Origin of the sequence: Streptomyces sp. H27-H5 (assembly GCF_026627505.1) — a bacterium.
Lineage (GTDB): Bacteria > Actinomycetota > Actinomycetes > Streptomycetales > Streptomycetaceae > Streptomyces.
Genome location: NZ_JAPNLK010000132.1, coordinates 1 through 16719 on the forward strand (window position 1 = coordinate 1; position 16719 = coordinate 16719).

The 16719-nt window shown below is 70.1% G+C and carries 17 protein-coding genes and 2 tRNA genes; 10 read left to right on the forward strand and 9 right to left on the reverse strand.

Going from position 1 to position 16719, the window contains the following annotated elements; translation table 11 throughout:
- Window positions 1–138: 138 nt before the first annotated feature.
- The 5 genes from OTB19_RS37775 to OTB19_RS37795 form a co-directional block, all read right to left on the reverse strand.
- The gene (locus OTB19_RS37775; RefSeq protein ID WP_267803325.1) at window positions 139–921 is read right to left on the reverse strand and encodes an ABC transporter permease; all 783 of its coding nucleotides are present in this window, start codon (window positions 919–921) and stop codon (window positions 139–141) included.
- Window positions 918–1886: an ABC transporter ATP-binding protein gene (locus OTB19_RS37780; protein ID WP_267803326.1), complete on the reverse strand. Its 969-nt coding sequence runs from the start codon at window positions 1884–1886 to the stop codon at window positions 918–920. The genes OTB19_RS37775 and OTB19_RS37780 overlap by 4 nt, the downstream gene beginning before the upstream one ends.
- A gap of 152 nt (window positions 1887–2038) precedes the next feature.
- Window positions 2039–2111, reverse strand: a tRNA-Gly gene (locus OTB19_RS37785).
- 74 nt (window positions 2112–2185) lie between these two features.
- Window positions 2186–2257, reverse strand: a tRNA-Gly gene (locus OTB19_RS37790).
- A gap of 87 nt (window positions 2258–2344) precedes the next feature.
- Window positions 2345–2662 (reverse strand): histone-like nucleoid-structuring protein Lsr2, encoded by a 318-nt coding sequence (locus OTB19_RS37795; RefSeq protein WP_267803327.1) that lies wholly within the window; start codon window positions 2660–2662, stop codon window positions 2345–2347.
- A gap of 320 nt (window positions 2663–2982) precedes the next feature.
- Here OTB19_RS37795 and purS point away from each other — a divergent pair, with 320 nt between their 5' ends.
- From purS to OTB19_RS37825, 6 genes are all read left to right on the forward strand, one after another.
- On the forward strand, window positions 2983–3234 hold the full coding sequence (purS, locus tag OTB19_RS37800) for a phosphoribosylformylglycinamidine synthase subunit PurS (protein WP_008740952.1): 252 nt from the start codon (window positions 2983–2985) through the stop codon (window positions 3232–3234).
- Between the two features lie 2 nt (window positions 3235–3236).
- A complete protein-coding gene (gene purQ, locus OTB19_RS37805) occupies window positions 3237–3917 on the forward strand; it encodes a phosphoribosylformylglycinamidine synthase subunit PurQ (protein WP_053680243.1) in 681 nt (226 codons plus the stop codon).
- Entirely contained in the window at window positions 3914–6163 is a 2250-nt protein-coding gene (gene purL / locus OTB19_RS37810; protein WP_267803328.1) for a phosphoribosylformylglycinamidine synthase subunit PurL, read from the forward strand. Before purQ ends, purL begins: the two co-directional genes overlap by 4 nt.
- A gap of 112 nt (window positions 6164–6275) precedes the next feature.
- Window positions 6276–6470 (forward strand): hypothetical protein, encoded by a 195-nt coding sequence (locus OTB19_RS37815; protein ID WP_324290581.1) that lies wholly within the window; start codon window positions 6276–6278, stop codon window positions 6468–6470.
- 23 nt (window positions 6471–6493) lie between these two features.
- The gene (locus OTB19_RS37820; RefSeq protein WP_267803329.1) at window positions 6494–7285 is read left to right on the forward strand and encodes a maleylpyruvate isomerase family mycothiol-dependent enzyme; all 792 of its coding nucleotides are present in this window, start codon (window positions 6494–6496) and stop codon (window positions 7283–7285) included.
- Window positions 7286–7367: 82 nt separating this feature from the next.
- Window positions 7368–8186: an META domain-containing protein gene (locus OTB19_RS37825; protein WP_267803330.1), complete on the forward strand. Its 819-nt coding sequence runs from the start codon at window positions 7368–7370 to the stop codon at window positions 8184–8186.
- A 151-nt stretch (window positions 8187–8337) separates the two neighbouring features.
- Here the strand turns inward: OTB19_RS37825 and OTB19_RS37830 are convergent, their stop codons facing one another.
- Together OTB19_RS37830 and OTB19_RS43805 are read right to left on the reverse strand one after the other, a co-directional pair.
- A complete protein-coding gene (locus OTB19_RS37830; RefSeq protein ID WP_267803331.1) occupies window positions 8338–9795 on the reverse strand; it encodes a sulfatase-like hydrolase/transferase in 1458 nt (485 codons plus the stop codon).
- A gap of 158 nt (window positions 9796–9953) precedes the next feature.
- A complete protein-coding gene (locus OTB19_RS43805) occupies window positions 9954–10049 on the reverse strand; it encodes a putative leader peptide (protein ID WP_323178891.1) in 96 nt (31 codons plus the stop codon).
- Window positions 10050–10209: 160 nt separating this feature from the next.
- On the opposite strand from OTB19_RS43805, the gene purF reads away from it, so the two are divergent.
- Entirely contained in the window at window positions 10210–11727 is a 1518-nt protein-coding gene (purF, locus tag OTB19_RS37835) for an amidophosphoribosyltransferase (protein ID WP_267803332.1), read from the forward strand.
- Between the two features lie 136 nt (window positions 11728–11863).
- Window positions 11864–12934, forward strand: coding sequence for a phosphoribosylformylglycinamidine cyclo-ligase (gene purM, locus OTB19_RS37840; RefSeq protein ID WP_053680253.1), 1071 nt, complete (start codon window positions 11864–11866; stop codon window positions 12932–12934).
- Window positions 12935–13022: 88 nt separating this feature from the next.
- Here the strand turns inward: purM and OTB19_RS37845 are convergent, their stop codons facing one another.
- Both OTB19_RS37845 and OTB19_RS37850 read right to left on the reverse strand, forming a co-directional pair.
- The gene (locus OTB19_RS37845) at window positions 13023–13292 is read right to left on the reverse strand and encodes a DUF3073 domain-containing protein (protein ID WP_267803333.1); all 270 of its coding nucleotides are present in this window, start codon (window positions 13290–13292) and stop codon (window positions 13023–13025) included.
- A 289-nt stretch (window positions 13293–13581) separates the two neighbouring features.
- Window positions 13582–14676, reverse strand: a complete 1095-nt coding sequence (locus tag OTB19_RS37850; protein WP_267803334.1) for a Leu/Phe/Val dehydrogenase — start codon at window positions 14674–14676, stop codon at window positions 13582–13584.
- Between the two features lie 205 nt (window positions 14677–14881).
- On the opposite strand from OTB19_RS37850, the gene OTB19_RS37855 reads away from it, so the two are divergent.
- On the forward strand, window positions 14882–15736 hold the full coding sequence (locus OTB19_RS37855; protein WP_267803335.1) for a hypothetical protein: 855 nt from the start codon (window positions 14882–14884) through the stop codon (window positions 15734–15736).
- Window positions 15737–16282: 546 nt separating this feature from the next.
- Window positions 16283–16489, forward strand: a complete 207-nt coding sequence (bldC, locus tag OTB19_RS37860; protein ID WP_003949541.1) for a developmental transcriptional regulator BldC — start codon at window positions 16283–16285, stop codon at window positions 16487–16489.
- The last annotated feature ends 230 nt before the right edge of the window (window positions 16490–16719 follow it).

A 16719-nucleotide genomic window follows, 5' to 3' on the forward strand; every position in this document is an offset into this window, starting at 1 on the left:
GGCACCGACATCGGCCACCCCAACGACGCCTTCGACACCGCCGCCATCGTCCACCTCGCCGACCACGAGGCGTGACCGCACCCAACCCGCCCAACCGGAAAAGGACCTGCAACGCGCTGCACTAGTGCTGTGACCGCACTAGCGCCGCGGTTCCCAGCGGAACCACCGGTGGACAGCAAACACGCTCGTCACGGTCCAGGCCACCGTGAGGAGCGCGGCCCCGGTCAGGTCCCCGGCCGGCGCGCCGTCCCAGGCGCCCCGCACCAGCGTCATGACGCCGCTCAGGGGAAGCAGTTCGCACACCGATGCCAGCGTCCGCGGCAGGCTGTCCATCGGTACGAACAGGCCCGAGCCGAGCAGGCTCACCAGCAGCAGCGGCACCGTGGTGATGCCCGCGCTCTCCACGCTCCGGGTGAAGGAGCTGGTCAGCGCCGACAACCCGGCCAGCAGCACGATCGCCGCGAGTACCGCGACGATCAGGAGCAGCGGGTTGTCCGGCATCGGCGCGTCCAGGGCAACCGCCCCGGCCAGGACGAGGACGCCGATCTGCCCGAGGGCGACGACCGCGGCCGGCAGCGCGGTGCCGGCGAGGATCTCCAGGTCGCCCGCCTCGCCGGTGCGCAGCCGCTTGAGGACGAGTTCCTCGCGCCGGGCCACGTACGCGGAGACCAGGTTCATGTAGACGACCAGGAGCAGGACGAGTCCGATGCCGCCGCTCAGGGTGGCCCGGCCGAGGGCCGCGGCGCTGCGCTCGTCCGCGTCGGCGAGCGTCGAGCGCAGCAGGAACACCATGGCCGCCGGCATCAACAGGGCCATGGACAGCGCGGCCCGATTGCGCCGCAGCAGGGTCAGCTCGGAGCGGCCCAGGGCGGTGAGCCGCCGGGGACTCAGGCGCGGTGCGGTCAGGTTCGGCATGCTCATCGGATTCCCGCCCTCTCGTCCTCGTCGGTCCGGGCGCCGGACAGGGGGCTCCGGCGGCTCCGTGCGATCTCCAGGAAGGCCTCCTCCAGCGAGGCGGACCGGGCGTCGAGCCCGATCAGCTCCACCGCGGCCTCGTGCGCCCAGCGCAGCAGTTCCCCGAGGCTCTCCTGGAGCCGTTCGGTACGGATCTCCACCTGCCGTCCGTCCGCCGCCGCCCGCAGGGACAGCGGCAGCCGCGCCGCGGGCACCGCCTCCGGGAGCGTGAAACGGATCCGGGAGGGCCGCGTCGCGCTCACCTCCGCGGGCGTGCCGGTCAGCACCGGTTCCCCCTCGTGGAGGATCGCCAGCCGGTCGGCGAGCTCCGCCGCCTCCTCCAGGTAGTGCGTGGTCAGCAACACCGTGGTGCCCCGTTCGCGCAGTTCCCGCACCAGCGCCCAGGTGTCCCGGCGGCCCTCGGGGTCCATGCCGGTGGTCGGCTCGTCGAGGAACAGCACCTCCGGCCGCCCCAGCAGGGCCAGCGCCAGATCGAGCCGCCGCCGCTCACCGCCGGACAGCTGCTTGATCCGTACGGAGGACCGGGCGGCCAGCCCGACCAGTTCCAGGACCTCCGCCCCGGGCCGGGCGCCCGTGGTCACCCCGGCCCACATCCGCACCGTCTCGGCGACGGTCAGGTCGGAGGGGAAGCCGCCGTCCTGGAGCATGATCCCGGTGCGCGGCCGGACCTCGGCCCGCTGCCTGTACGGGTCGAGCCCGAAGACCCGCACCCGACCGCCGTCGGGCGCGGCCAGTCCCTCCAGGAGTTCCACGGTGGACGTCTTGCCCGCCCCGTTCGTCCCGAGCAGGGCGAAGATCTCGCCGCGCCCCACGGAGAAGGAGACGCCGCGGACGGCCTCGAAGCCGCCGGCGTAACGGCGTCGCAGTTCCTCGGCCCGGATCACCGTGTCGGTCATCACTGTGTCGGTCATGAACCAAGGCTCGCGGCGGACCGGCCGCCCCGGCAGTGCGTGCTGTCATGACGGGGGATGACATATGTCAGGCGGCACCGGGCAAAGGCGCGGGTATAGGGGTGAATACACGACAAAGGCCCCGATCAATGATCGGGGCCTTTGTCACACTGAGCGGACGACGCGACTCGAACGCGCGACATCCACCTTGGCAAGGTGGTGCTCTACCAACTGAGCTACGTCCGCATGCAACGACGTAAAGCCGTGCGCTGCGAGCATCACTCTACCTGATCCACAACCGTGGTCGGTAAAGCGTGCAGAGCGGGTGACAGGGATTGCACACTGCGCCTCCCCCCTGGAAGGGGGGTGTTCTGCTACTGAACTACACCCGCACGACTTCGGGTCTCGGCCTTGCGGCCTCGCCCCTTGGCGTGATCCACACACTAGCCGATCAGAGGGGGTGGATGGCAAATCCGGGGTCAGTGGGCAGCGTTGTAGGCCTCGTAGACCCGCTTGGGGATGCGGCCGCGCGGCGGCACGTCGTGCTGGTTGGACCGGGCCCAGGCCCGGACGACCGCCGGATCGGGGGCGATCGCCGTGTGCTTGTACGCCTTCCCCGAGCGAGCCTGTCGACGGCCGGCGGCCACGAAGGGGGCGAGGCCCTTCCGCAGTTTCTTTGCGTTGGCGACATTGAGGTCGATCTCGTACGACTTACCGTCCAGTGCGAACACGACCGTTTCCGCCGCTTCTCCGCCATCGATGTCGTCGGAGATCGTGACTACTACGCGCTGCGCCACGGATATCGGTCCCTTCGTGCGAGGTCACCGCGTGCTGACATGCGGTGATGTCGCCTGTGTGGATGTTTCGGAGCAATGCATCAATCCGTCGGAATCCCGACCGATTCCTTTGTACCGTGATTCGCATTGAATTGCGAAGCCCAGTTAATTATCTCCGCGTGTCCCGCCGCAATCCCGGGTACGTGGTTTTCCGGTGGATTTTGCGAAGCGTTGGTGAAGCTGAAACGGGTCGCGGATCATGCTCAAGGTATATCTACCCGCGTAGAAATTTTCGCCGGGTACGCTGATGTAACCGCCTTCGCACCAACCACCACACGGGAGTGCCAGTGGCACGCGTCGTAGTCGACGTCATGCTCAAGCCGGAGATCCTCGACCCCCAGGGCCAGGCGGTGCAGCGTGCACTGCCGCGGCTGGGCTTCGAGGGAATCGCCGACGTCCGCCAGGGGAAGCGCTTCGAACTGGAGGTGGAGGGACCGGTCGACCAGGCCGCCCTCGACCGCATCCACAAGATGGCCGAAACCTTCCTCGCCAACACCGTCATCGAAGACTTCACCGTGAAGGTCGAGGCCTGAGGGTGACCACTCGCATCGGAGTCGTCACGTTCCCCGGAACGCTCGACGACCGTGACTCGCTGCGCGCCATCCGCATCGCGGGAGCCGAGCCGGTCTCGCTGTGGCACCGCGACAAGGACCTGCATCAGGTCGACGCGGTCGTCCTCGCGGGCGGCTTCTCCTACGGGGACTACCTGCGCGCCGGGGCCATCTCCCGCTTCTCGCCGGTGATGGAGACCATCATCGAGCAGGCCAGGGCCGGCATGCCGGTCCTCGGCATCTGCAACGGCTTCCAGGTCCTCACCGAGGCCCACCTGCTGCCGGGGGCGATGCTCCGCAACAACCACCTGCACTTCATCTGCCGCGACCAGAAGTTGCGCGTGGAGAACGCGGAGACCGCGTGGACCGGCGACTACACCGCCGGCCAGGAGATCTCCGTACCGCTCAAGAACATGGACGGCCGCTACACCGCCGACGAGCGGGTGCTGGACGAACTGGAGGCCGAAGGACGAGTGGCCTTCCGGTACCTGGACGGGAACCCGAACGGTTCGCTGCGCGACATCGCCGGCATCACCAACGCCGCGGGCAACGTCGTCGGCCTCATGCCGCACCCCGAGCACGCGGTGGAACCGCTGATCGGGACGGGCCGCACCGACGGTCTCCCGTTCTTCACCTCGGTCCTGAAGAAGCTGGTCAGCGCATGAGCCTCGACACCGTCAAGCACGCCACCGACACCCCGGACGCCTCCCAGCCGTGGAAGGAACTCGGCCTCAAGGAGGACGAGTACGCCCGCATCCGGGAGATCCTCGGCCGCCGTCCCACGGGCGCCGAGCTCGCCATGTACTCGGTCATGTGGTCCGAGCACTGCTCGTACAAGAGCAGCAAGGTCCACCTGAAGCAGTTCGGCGAGAAGGTCCCGGAGAACGACGCCATGCTCGTCGGCATCGGCGAGAACGCCGGCGTCGTCGACGTGGGCCAGGGCTACGCGGTCACCTTCAAGGTCGAGTCGCACAACCACCCGTCGTACATCGAGCCCTACCAGGGCGCGGCCACCGGCATCGGCGGCATCGTCCGCGACATTCTCGCGATGGGCGCCCGCCCGGTCGCGGTCGTGGACCCGCTGCGCTTCGGCGCGGCCGACCACCCCGACACCAAGCGCGTCCTGCCGGGCGTCGTCGCCGGCATCGGAGGCTACGGCAACTGTCTGGGCCTGCCGAACATCGGCGGCGAGGTCGTCTTCGACGCCTGCTACCAGGGCAACCCGCTGGTCAACGCCGGTTGCATCGGCGTGATGAAGCACGAGGACATCCACCTGGCCCAGGCCTCCGGCCCCGGCAACAAGGTCATCCTCTACGGCGCCCGCACCGGCGGCGACGGCATCGGCGGCGTGTCCGTGCTGGCCTCGGAGACCTTCGACGACACCAAGCCGACCAAGCGGCCGGCCGTGCAGGTCGGCGACCCGTTCCAGGAGAAGCTCCTCATCGAGTGCACCCTGGAGATCTTCAAGGAGAAGCTGGTCGCGGGCATCCAGGACCTCGGCGGCGCCGGGCTCTCCTGCGCCACGAGCGAGCTGGCCTCCGCGGGCTCCGGCGGCATGCGCGTCGAACTCGACACCGTCCCGCTGCGCGACGCGACGCTCTCGCCCGAGGAAATCCTCATGAGCGAGTCGCAGGAACGCATGTGCGCGATCGTCGAGCCGCAGCACGTGGACCGCTTCATGGAGATCTGCGAGAAGTGGGACGTCATCGCCACCGTCATCGGTGAGGTCACCGAGGGCGAGCGCCTGGAGATCTTCTGGCACGGCGAGCAGATCGTGGACGTGCCCCCGGGCACCGTCGCCCACGAGGGCCCGGTCTACAACCGCCCGTTCGCCCGCCCCGCGTGGCAGGACGCCCTCCAGGCCGACGACGCGGGCAAGCTGCCCCGCCCGGGGACCTCCGAGGAGCTCCGCGCGCAGGTCCTGGCGCTGGTGTCCTCCCCGAACCAGGCCTCCAAGTCCTGGATCACCGACCAGTACGACCGCTTCGTCCAGGGCAACACGGTGCTCTCGCAGCCCGAGGACGCCGGCATGGTCCGCATCGACGAGGACACCAACCTCGGCGTCGCCATGGCCACCGACGGCAACGGCCGTTTCGCGAAGCTCGACCCGTACACGGGCGCGCAGCTCGCGCTGGCCGAGGCGTACCGCAACGTCGCCGCGACCGGCGCCAAGCCGCTCGCCATCTCCGACTGCCTCAACTTCGGTTCGCCGGAGGACCCGGGCGTCATGTGGCAGTTCGCCGAGGCCACCCGCGGTCTCGCGGACGGCTGCCTGGAGCTGGGCACCCCGGTGACCGGCGGCAACGTCTCGCTGTACAACCAGACCGGCGAGACCGCGATCCACCCGACCCCGGTCGTGGCGGTCCTCGGTGTGATCGACGACGTCAACCGCCGCACGCCGATGGCGTTCGCGGAGGCCGGCCAACTCCTGTACCTGCTCGGCGACACCGCCGAGGAGTTCGGCGGTTCGGCCTGGTCCGAGGTCGTGCACCAGCACCTCGGCGGCATGCCGCCGAAGGTGGACCTGGGTCGCGAGAAGCTGCTCGGCGAGATCCTGATCTCGGCCTCGCGCGACGGCATGATCGACGCCGCGCACGACCTGTCCGACGGCGGCGTGATCCAGGCGCTCACCGAGTCCTGCCTGCGCGGCGGCAACGGTGCGCGGATCGTGGTGCCCGAGGGCCTGGACGCCTTCACCTTCCTGTTCTCCGAGTCCGCGGGCCGGGCCGTCGTGGCCGTCCCGCGCAGCGAGGAGCTCCGCTTCACCGACATGTGCGGTGCGCGGGGCCTGCCGGCCGCCCGCATCGGCGTGGTGGACGGCGAGGAGATCGAGATCCAGGGCGAGTTCACGATTCCGCTCGCGGAACTGCGGACCGCCCACGAGGCGACGATCCCGGCGCTGCTCGCCTGATCCCGCCCGTACCGTCGTTCCCGCTCGTACCGTCATCGAGCCCCCGTCCGGAGTCCTCCGGACGGGGGCTCGGTCGTGCGGCCGTTGTTTCCTCGCCCGTCCGACCGGAATCATGCTCTACCTGATGGTGATGGACGGGCCGCACCCGGAGACGGCCCGGGGCCTGCCCTTCACCTGGCGCGGCGTGGGCCTCCCCGCGAACGGCACCACCTTCGAAGCCGCGGTCGAAGCCGCCGACGGCACCCCCGCCGAAGCTCCCGCTGGCGACACCGACCAGGGCATGGTCCGGGGCCCGTTCCCGGGCTGAGTGCGCCGGATAGGGTCGGCTCCATGCCGACCGCCCGGAAGAAGCCGCGTACCTACGACTCCGCCAAGATCCGCGCGGCCGTCACCGCGCAGTTCGGCCACATCGCCGCGGCCGTGGCGACGCTGACCCCCGAGGAGTCGGCCCGCCCCACGCACCTCGGAAGCTGGACCGTACGGGACCTCGCCGCGCACATCGCCTGGATCATCCGGTCCATCCCCGAGGCGGCGGCGCGGCCCGAACCGGCCGAAGCCGAGCTGACCGTACGGAACTGGCCCTTCGCCACGGCCGGGATCGCCGGACAGATCGACGAACTGGCCCGGGAGACCGCCGCCGGCGAGGAACTCGGCCCGCTGTACGAGGAGGCGGCGACCCGGCTCGCCGAACTGCTGCGGGTGGTCCCGGACAGCCGACTGCTCGGGCTGCGGGTCGGCGCGATGGCCTTCGGGCCGTTCATGGTCACCCGCACCGTGGAACTGGTCGTCCACACCGACGACCTCAACCGGGCCGCCGGCCTGGAGATCCCGATCGACCGGCAGGCCCTCGCCGCCTGCACCCGGCTGCTCGCCGACGCCCTCGCGGACAAGGCCCCCGGGGGTTCGGTGGAGCTGCGGATCCCGCCCTTCGCCGTGGTTCAGTGCCTGGAGGGACCCCGGCACACCCGGGGCACCCCGCCCAACGTGGTCGAGACCGACCCGCTGACCTGGATCCGGCTCGCGACGGGCCGTACGACCTGGGACGAAGCGCTGGACGGGGCCCGGCTCAGCGCGAGCGGGGAACGGGCCGATCTGGGCGCGCTGCTCCCGCTGATGGGCTGAGGGAAACCTCCTCCAAGGGTCGGACGGCGGGCCGACGGCAGGCGGAAGGGAACCGTCCGGGCACCTCGTCCGTCCCAGGTGCATGCGTCAGCAACGGCACGTCCTCGCCGCCCTCACGCTCGCCGTCACCACCGCAGTGACCGCCTGCGCGGACCAGACGACCCCCTCCGGCCCGGATCCAGCACCGGGCCTTCCGGGGACGAGTTGGTCCGTGGAGAGCGTGACCGTGGACGGGAAGACCCTGACCGCGCCCGCAGCGGCCCGACTGGCCATCGGCGCCGAGGCCCCCTACGAGGCCACGGGCAACTACGGCTGCAACGGCCTGTCGGCCAAGGTGGAGATCAAGGGCTCGACCATGAACGTCCAACCGGGCTCCAGGACCGCGATGGCCTGCCCGGACATCGCGTTCGAGACGGCCTTCGCCAAGCTCTTCCGTGGCGCGCTCACGATCGACAGCCGGCCGGAGCACCTCACCCTGAAGACGGCGGACGGCAACACCATCGCCCTGACCACGAAGCCCCGGACCCCGGACGCGCCCCTCACGACCACCGACTGGAGCGCGAACTCCCTGATCCAGGGCACGACCGTGTCCTCGGTGCCCGCCGAGGCGGCGGGCAAGGCCCGGTTCACCATCGCCGCCGACGGCGCCGCGAGCGGCAACCTCGGCTGCAACCGGTTCTCCGCCCGGGCCGTCGTCGAGGGGTCCCGGATCACCTTCGGGCCCCTGACCTCGACACGGATGGCCTGTACCGGCCCGGCCGGTGACGTCGAACAGGCGCTGACCGCGCTGTTCGCCAGTGGCCCGCTCGAACACCGCGTCCAGGGCGACACCCTGACCCTCACCGCCACCGACGACAGCGGCAAGGGCCTGGGAGCCAAGGCGGCCTCCGCCGTCGAATGACTCCGCCCCGCTCCCGGTGGGTGTCCACAGCCTGTGGACACCCACCGGGAGCGGCCCGCCGCCGGCCTCCCCCCCCCCGACGCATCGGACCGCCCCGACGCATCGGACCGAGCAGACGGATCGGGCAGATCGGGCAGGTCAGAGGGCCGGGTCAGGCCGGGTACGGGAGCAGCGTCGCGTCCGTCTTCTCCCAGGCCGCCCGCAGTTCGGCCAGCCTGGCCGGTTCCACGGCCGCCTTGTCGGCCTGCTCGCGGACGTCCCCGGCCAGGTTGAAGAGCTGGTCCTTGCCGGCCTTGCCCCGGTAGTACTTCCAGTCCCCGCGGCGCAGCGCCCGCTCGCCCCGCACCCGCCAGAACAGGTTCCGCTCCGCGACCCGCTCGCCCCGCAGCAGGTATCCGGCCAGGCTCACCCCGTCGAGCGGGTACGCGCGGTTCGGCCGGGCCCCGGCCAGCTCCAGCAGCGTCGCCGTCCAGTCCGGGCTGAACACCGGGACGTGGCTGACCTGTCCGCCGTCCAGGCGCGCCGGCCAGCGCACGATGTTCGGCACCCGGATCCCGCCCTCCTGGAGCGAGGCCTTGTTGCCGGAGAGCGGCCAGTTGTACGAGAAGCGCTCGCCCCCGTTGTCGCTGGAGAAGACGACCAGGGTGTCCTCCTCCTGGCCGGAGCGCTTCAGTGCCTTCAGCACCTCCCCGATCGAACGGTCGAGGTCCTCGACCATCTCCTTGTACTTCTCCACGGAGCCGCCGTCCTGGTGCCACAGCGCCCGGCCGTCGCCCGCCTTGATCCGGCGGACGATCTCGGCGCTCTCCTTCGTGTCCCCGTCGGCGATCCAAGGCCAGTGCGGGGTCGTGAAGTTGAGGTTCAGCAGCCACGGCTTGCCGTGGTGGTCGCGGGACACGTACTCGCTCGCCCGCTCGGTGATGATCCGCGTGTAGTAGCGCAGGTCCTTGTACTCGGCGTCGCCCTCGTAGAGGTCGTACTCCCCGCCCAGGCCCAGCTTGGAGTAGTACTCCAGGGCCCCGCCGAAGTTGCCGAAGAACTCGTCCCAGCCGGACCGGGTGGGGCTGTGGTCCGGCAGGTACCCGGCGTGCCACTTGCCGATCAACGCGGTCGCGTAGCCGGACTCCTTGAGCAGCGAGGCCAGCGTCGGGTGCGAGGGCTCCAGGCCGACGGACTTGTCGGCGATCGGCTCGGCCGACCCGCCCTTGGTACGGCCCGGGTAGCGCCCGGTGTACAGGCTGAAGCGGGTCGGCGAGCAGGTCGCGGAGCCGGAGTACGCGTCGGTGAACCGGACTCCCTGGCGGGCGAGCCGGTCCAGGTTCGGGGTCTTGATGTGCGGGGACCCGTACGAGGACAGGTCCGCCCAGCCGAGGTCGTCGCCGAGGATGAACAGGATGTTCGGCCGCCGGGAGTGACGCCCCCGGGCGGCCTTGAACTCCCGCTCCTCGGAGCCCGCGTGCCGGGCATCGGCGGGAGCGGAGGCGGGTGCGGAGGAAGGTGCGGCGGCGGCCGGCGCGGCGGCCCCCGGCCCCACGGCCGCGGCGGCGGCGCTCACGCCGACCGCCCCGCCGAAGGCGCGTCGGGACAGGCGGGATTCAGACGAGGTCACAGGTGCTTCAGGGCATGGCCCGCCGGCCCACCCCGCGGCGGCGCGGGACGGCGCACGGCACGGCGGAACGGGCTGGGGCGAGCGAAAAGGCACTGCAGGGGAAATCGGCGAGAGGCGCCGGGAGAATCAGAAAAGGCGCGCCGGAGCGCGGGGCGGAACTACGCCCGGCAACAACAGATGGCGCTCGCGACACGGACGAGGTCCACGTGCCGGCGCTCGACGAGGGTGACGGTGCGGTCACCGAGAGGCTGCATGAGCCGGAAGCTTGTACGAATCGACGACGGGCTGTCAACCAGGGCATTCCGGATATCGAGACAGTCACCCTCCGCACGGGTTACCCGACTGTCCGCACTGTGACTTTTACGGGCCGTCCCCAATTCGGACCAGTGGTCGATCTCGCCTACACTCGGGAGCGTGCCTCGTGGTGATGGACGACTCAACCACGACCTGCTCCCCGGCGAAAAGGGCCCCCAGGACGCTTGCGGCGTCTTCGGTGTCTGGGCTCCGGGTGAAGAGGTCGCCAAGCTCACCTACTTCGGACTGTATGCGCTGCAGCACCGCGGACAAGAGTCCGCGGGAATCGCTGTGAGCAACGGTTCCCAGATCCTCGTCTTCAAGGACATGGGCCTCGTTTCCCAAGTCTTCGACGAAACCTCTCTCGGCTCGCTCCAAGGTCACATCGCGGTCGGTCACGCCCGCTACTCGACCACCGGAGCCTCCGTCTGGGAGAACGCGCAGCCCACTTTCCGCGCGACCGCCCACGGCTCCATTGCCCTGGGTCACAACGGCAACCTGGTGAACACCGCCGAGCTCGCCGAGATGGTCGCCGACCTCCCCCGTCAGGACGGCCGCGCCACCCAGGTGGCGGCCACCAATGACACCGACCTGGTCACCGCACTGCTGGCCGGCCAGGTCGACGACGAGGGCAAGCCCCTGACCATCGAGGAGTCGGCCACCAAGGTCCTCCCTCAGGTCAAGGGCGCGTTCTCGCTCGTGTTCATGGACGAGGGAACCCTCTACACCGCCCGTGACCCGCAGGGCATCCGCCCGCTGGTCCTCGGCCGCCTGGACCGCGGCTGGGTGGTCGCCAGTGAGACCGCCGCCCTCGACATCTGCGGCGCCAGCTTCGTCCGCGAGGTCGAGCCGGGCGAGCTCATCGCGATCGACGAGAACGGCCTGCGCAGCTCCCGATTCGCAGAAGCGAAGCCCAAGGGTTGTGTGTTCGAGTACGTCTACCTGGCGCGCCCGGACACCGACATCGCCGGCCGGAACGTCTACCTCTCGCGTGTCGAGATGGGTCGGCGCCTCGCCAAGGAAGCCCCGGTCGACGCCGACCTGGTGATAGCGACGCCGGAGTCCGGCACGCCCGCCGCCGTCGGCTACGCCGAGGCCAGCGGGATCCCGTACGGCGTCGGCCTGGTCAAGAACGCCTACGTGGGCCGGACCTTCATCCAGCCCTCGCAGACGATCCGCCAGCTCGGCATCCGTCTCAAGCTCAACCCGCTCAAGGAAGTCATCCGGGGCAAGCGCCTGGTGGTCGTGGACGACTCGATCGTCCGCGGCAACACCCAGCGCGCCCTGGTCAAGATGCTCCGCGAGGCCGGCGCGGCGGAGGTCCACATCCGGATCTCCTCGCCGCCGGTGAAGTGGCCGTGCTTCTTCGGCATCGACTTCGCCACCCGGGCCGAGCTCATCGCGAACGGCATGACCGTCGACGAGATCGCCACGTCGATGGGTGCCGACTCGCTCTCGTACATCTCGCTCGACGCGATGGTCGAGGCGACCACCATCCAGAAGCCGAACCTCTGCCGTGCCTGCTTCGACGGCGAGTACCCGATGGAACTGCCCGACCCGCAGCTCCTCGGCAAGCAGCTCCTGGAGACCGAACTCGCCGGCGGCACCGACGCCGCCGACGCGCTCCGGCGCCCGTAGCCCTCGTCCGACCCGACCGCACCAGGTCGGGTCGGACCGGCTCGGCCCCAGCTCGACCTGCGCCCGGCCCTGTCTTTCAAGCTTCTCCCAGGGCTGTGCACCACCCGCAGTAACGACACGAAAGCTCTCTCCTGTCATGACAGAGAAGACCACCGGTGCCAGCTACGCAGCAGCAGGTGTCGACATCGAAGCGGGCGACCGCGCCGTCGAACTCATGAAGGAGTGGGTGAAGAAGACGCAGCGCCCCGAGGTCCTCGGCGGCCTCGGCGGTTTCGCCGGCCTCTTCGACGCCTCCGCCCTCAAGCGCTACGAGCGCCCCCTGCTCGCCTCCGCCACCGATGGCGTCGGCACCAAGGTGGACATCGCCCGCCGCCTCGGCGTGTACGACACCATCGGCCACGACCTGGTCGCGATGGTCATGGACGACATCGTCGTCTGTGGCGCCGAGCCGCTCTTCATGACGGACTACATCTGCGTCGGCAAGGTCCACCCCGAGCGTGTCGCGGCCATCGTGAAGGGCATCGCGGAGGGTTGCGTCCTCGCCGGCTGCGCCCTCGTGGGCGGCGAGACCGCCGAGCACCCGGGTCTCCTGGGCCCCGACGACTTCGACGTGGCGGGCGCCGGCACCGGAGTCGTCGAGTACGACCGGCTGCTGGGCGCGGATCGCATCCGTACGGGGGACGCCGTCATCGCGATGGCCTCCTCCGGTCTTCACTCGAACGGGTACTCGCTGGTCCGGCATGTCCTCCTGGACCGTGCCGGGATGCCCCTGGAAGGTCACGTCGAGGAGCTCGGCCGGACCCTCGGCGAGGAGCTGCTGGAGCCGACCAAGATCTACTCGCTGGACTGTCTCGCCCTCACCCGCACGGCCGAGGTCCACGCGTACTCGCACATCACGGGCGGCGGCCTCGCCGCGAACCTGGCGCGGGTGATCCCGGACCACCTGCACGCCACGGTCGACCGTGCGACCTGGGCCCCCGGTGCGATCTTCGACCTGGTCGGCAAGGCCGGACAGGTGGAGCGCCTGGAGCTGGAGAAGACGCTCAACATGGGTGTCGGCATGATGGCCGTGGTCCCGCAGGAGTCGGTGGACGTGGCCCTGACCGCGCTGGCCGACCGCGGCGTGGACGCCTGGGTCGCCGGCGAGATCCTGGACCGGGGCGACCACACCGAAGGCGCGACCCTGACCGGTTCCTACGCGAGCTGAGCAGCACTGAAACCCGGTCCGGGGCGAGGCCCTGGACCGGGTTTCAGTACTTTTGAGACTTATTGCCTACGCAGACGTCGAGAGAGCGTCAAGCGCCGCGGCGCTGCGCCGAAGGACCGGACTCATCGTCCTCGTCCTCGTCGTCATCGCCGTTGTAGAGAGCCGCGTACTTGGCGTACGGGTCGTCTTCGTCATCATCCAGATCGTCATCGACCTCGACCGGCGCGCTGACGGGCAGCGGCTCTGTCGGCGATGCGCCCAGCTCATTGGCCAGACGCGAGAGGTCAGTCCCGCCGCTGTTGTACTTCAGCTGGCGGGCGACCTTTGTCTGCTTGGCCTTGGCCCGGCCGCGCCCCATGGCTCGACCCCCTCGGTGACGGGGCTCGACGGCCCCAGAGTCTGACACGCGTTCATGGTTCGGAGCGGGCTCTCCGTGGAGAGACCGTCCGTAGGGGTTCAACGGTACCTGCTTCAGCGGCCGTACGGTACGCCGCCCGCATCACGCGCGCCGATGCAGTACCAACGAGACACCCCGTACTCGCTGGTCAGCTGCGATTTTAACCCTTTCCTGGCGGGCGACCCGCCGAAGGACAGTGAGTTCCGTCTCCCCTGCGCCTCCGGCGGGTCCCGAGCACCCTCGGAAGGGGTCAGCCCGCGACGACGCCGCGCGCGTCGGCCATCCGCTGCTCGGCGATCCGGTCGGCCGCGGCGGCCGGCGGAATCCCGTCTTCCTTCGCACGTGTGAATATGGCCAGCGTGGTGTCGAAGATCTTCGACGCCTTGGCCTTGCACCGGTCGAAGTCGAAGCCGTGGAGCTCGTCGGCGACCTGGATGACCCCGCCCGCGTTGACCACGTAGTCGGGGGCGTAGAGGATCCCGCGGTCCGCGAGGTCCTTCTCCACACCCGGGTGGGCGAGCTGGTTGTTCGCCGCGCCACAGACGACCTTGGCGGTCAGCACCGGCACCGAGGCGTCGTTGAGCGCACCGCCCAGCGCGCACGGGGCGTAGATGTCCAGGCCCTCGGTGCGGATCAGCGAGTCCGTGTCGAAGGCGGCGGTCACCCGACCCGGGTGCCGGTCGAGGATCTCCTGCACCGACTCGCGTCGGACGTCGGTGATGACGACCTCCGCGCCGTCCTCCAGCAGGTGCTCCACCAGGTGCCGACCGACCTTGCCGACGCCCGCGACGGCGACCTTGCGGTCGCGCAGGGTCGGGTCGCCCCACAGGTGCTGGGCGCTCGCGCGCATGCCCTGGAAGACGCCGTACGAGGTGAGGACCGAGGAGTCGCCGGCGCCGCCGTTCTCGGGGGAGCGACCGGTCGCCCAGCGGGTCTCGCGGGCCACCACATCCATGTCCGCGACGTACGTGCCGACGTCGCAAGCCGTCACGTAGCGGCCGCCGAGGGACTCCACGAACCGGCCGTAGGCCAGCAGCAGTTCCTCGCTCTTGAGGATGTCCGGGTCGCCGATGATCACGGCCTTGCCGCCGCCGTGGTCGAGGCCGGCGAGGGCGTTCTTGTACGACATGCCGCGGGCGAGGTTCAGCGCGTCGAGGACGGCCTCCCCGTCCGAGGCGTAGGCGTGGAAGCGGGTACCACCGAGGGCCGGGCCCAGGGCGGTGGAGTGGATGGCGATGACAGCCTTGAGGCCGGTGGCTCGGTCCTGGCACAGCACGACTTGCTCGTGGCCGCCCTGTTCCGTGCGGAACAGGGTGTGCAGGACGCCGTCGGTCATTTCGGTCACGGTGGTGACTCCCATGGAAGAGATGCGGCGGGAAGACGCCCCCCTGCGGGTGGGGGAGGGCGCGCTGGGAGCAGCGTAAGACCTGAGGGGCCCGCGCAGGCGTCCTGTCCGGGGATCGAAACACTCCCGGGTCCCGGGCGCCGTCCCGACGACCTCGCGGGTGCCCGCCGGAGTACCGCCGACCGGCGCGGGGGAGTACGAGAGCGTGAGCGAATCCCCCGACCCCCGGCCGCCCTCCGCGCGCCCCGCACCGACCGTTCCCTACGCCTCCTACCTGCGCGTCTACGAGCCACTGGCGGCCTTCCCCGAACCGGAGCGCACGCACTGGGCCGACTACGCCCGGCGGGCCGACACCCCGACCGCCCAGGACGAACTGCGCCGGTCGCTCGCGGACTTGGTGCGGGTGCCCCTGGTCGCGGTCCCCCGGCACGAGAGCGCCGACGCCTTCACCACCGAGTGGGACGGGACGCTGCTGGTCTGCCCGTGGCGGACCAGGCTGCGCGGCTGGCTGGCGCTGGAGGAACTCGTGGAGTGGTTCCCGGGCCCGCTGCTGGACGCGGCGCTGCCCCCGGCCGCCCGCCGTCGGGCGACCGAGGAGTACGAGGCGTGGCGCGAGCGGAACCCGGACGGCCGCCCGTGGATCCGGACCGGGGTCTGGCAGGTCCCGCTGCGGTGGTTCGTGCTGGTGTCCGACGAGGAACGGGAGTACCTCCCGGGCGAGCGGCTGCGCTACCGCACCCCGATGGTGCAGGCCCGGCGCCGGCTCGCCCGGGGGCTGCGGACCCTGCGCGAGGCGGAGGGGTACGGCATGCTCACGGAGGGCCTGGTGGAGGTCGGCAGCTGGCTGGAGGAGTTCCACCCGCGCTCGATGGTCGAGCTGGACTACGGCGGACTGGCGCACACCCTGCCGGAGGCCGGGCTGGCCGACGACCGCTCCGCGCGGGATCTGGCGCGGGGGATCGCGGAGCTGCGGGCCGGGGACCGGGAGGGCGCGGCCCGGACGTACGGGGAGCTCGCGGAGCGCTGGGGGGCGGTTCGGGAGAGACTGTTCGCGAATTAGGTCCCGGAGACCCCTGGCGTGCCCGCCGTATCGCCCGTATCGTCCGATCGGCCATAAGTCGCAGATCAGAGGCTTGATCACGGTATTGGGGTCTTAGTGCCGGGACCTACGTCCCGATACGGGCCATTGGCCCAAGCGTGACGGACCGCACTATCTACACCCTTGCGCCCTTCCCCTACCCTCGTGCCAAAATAGGACAAGGAGTCCGGGGAGGGTTCCTTCCGTCCAAGTAAGGGCGGAATGCTCGGTATTGCACTCTATGGGGGGTCTGACGACTCCTGATCGCTCTGTGACTGATCGTCACAGTGGGGTGACTGTCCGTTATGGGACGGTCCATCGGCTTCCGCCGCTGATGAACACCTCGGAGGGCAATTCCATCGGTTTGGCCGTCGAGGCTGGACGGATGGTGTAGTTGTAGTGCCGAGGACAAGCCGTTCGTCCTATAACCGACTCGGCCTGCGTATGTCCATTTCGGGCAACGTGGGCCAAGGTGCAGAATTTAGAGGAAAGAACCGAGATGGTTCGGTTCTCCCGAGGAGGCCGCTCATGACCGCTCGCACCCCTGATGCCGAGCCGCTGCTGACCCCGGCTGAGGTTGCCACGATGTTCCGCGTGGACCCGAAGACGGTCACCCGCTGGGCCAAGGCTGGCAAGCTCACGTCCATCCGCACCCTGGGTGGACACCGCCGTTACCGCGAGGCTGAGGTTCGCGCACTGCTCGCGGGAATTCCGCAGCAGCGCAGCGAGGCCTGAGGCTCGCAAGCAGGACCTTTTTGACGGGTCTGAATCGGGTCCCCCAATCCGATGAAACCCAAAAGCTTCAAACGGCAGGGCCTGCCCCAACAGGTTCCGCTGTTGTGACTGTTTTGGACGGCCGGTGAGCTGCGGCGATGTGGTGCGAGGTGGTCCTGCGGGGCCGGTAGATTGACCTTGTGACCGATGCCCCGCCGCAGCTGCCCTCGTACGAGGAGTTGGCCGCGCTG

Bases quoted from the DNA above. Each gene is read 5' to 3' on its own strand.
- OTB19_RS37845 (WP_267803333.1), bottom strand. From the start codon at position 13,292: ATGGGGCGCGGCCGGGCCAAGGCCAAGCAGACAAAGGTCGCCCGCCAG.
- OTB19_RS43805 (WP_323178891.1), bottom strand. From the start codon at position 10,049: ATGCAGCCTCTCGGTGACCGCACCGTCACCCTCGTCGAGCGCCGGCAC.
- OTB19_RS37775 (WP_267803325.1), bottom strand. From the start codon at position 921: ATGAGCATGCCGAACCTGACCGCACCGCGCCTGAGTCCCCGGCGGCTC.
- purM (WP_053680253.1), top strand. From the start codon at position 11,864: ATGACAGAGAAGACCACCGGTGCCAGCTACGCAGCAGCAGGTGTCGAC.
- OTB19_RS37825 (WP_267803330.1), top strand. From the start codon at position 7,368: ATGCGTCAGCAACGGCACGTCCTCGCCGCCCTCACGCTCGCCGTCACC.
- OTB19_RS37815 (WP_324290581.1), top strand. From the start codon at position 6,276: ATGCTCTACCTGATGGTGATGGACGGGCCGCACCCGGAGACGGCCCGG.
- bldC (WP_003949541.1), top strand. From the start codon at position 16,283: ATGACCGCTCGCACCCCTGATGCCGAGCCGCTGCTGACCCCGGCTGAG.
- OTB19_RS37820 (WP_267803329.1), top strand. From the start codon at position 6,494: ATGCCGACCGCCCGGAAGAAGCCGCGTACCTACGACTCCGCCAAGATC.
- OTB19_RS37780 (WP_267803326.1), bottom strand. From the start codon at position 1,886: ATGACCGACACAGTGATGACCGACACGGTGATCCGGGCCGAGGAACTG.
- purL (WP_267803328.1), top strand. From the start codon at position 3,914: ATGAGCCTCGACACCGTCAAGCACGCCACCGACACCCCGGACGCCTCC.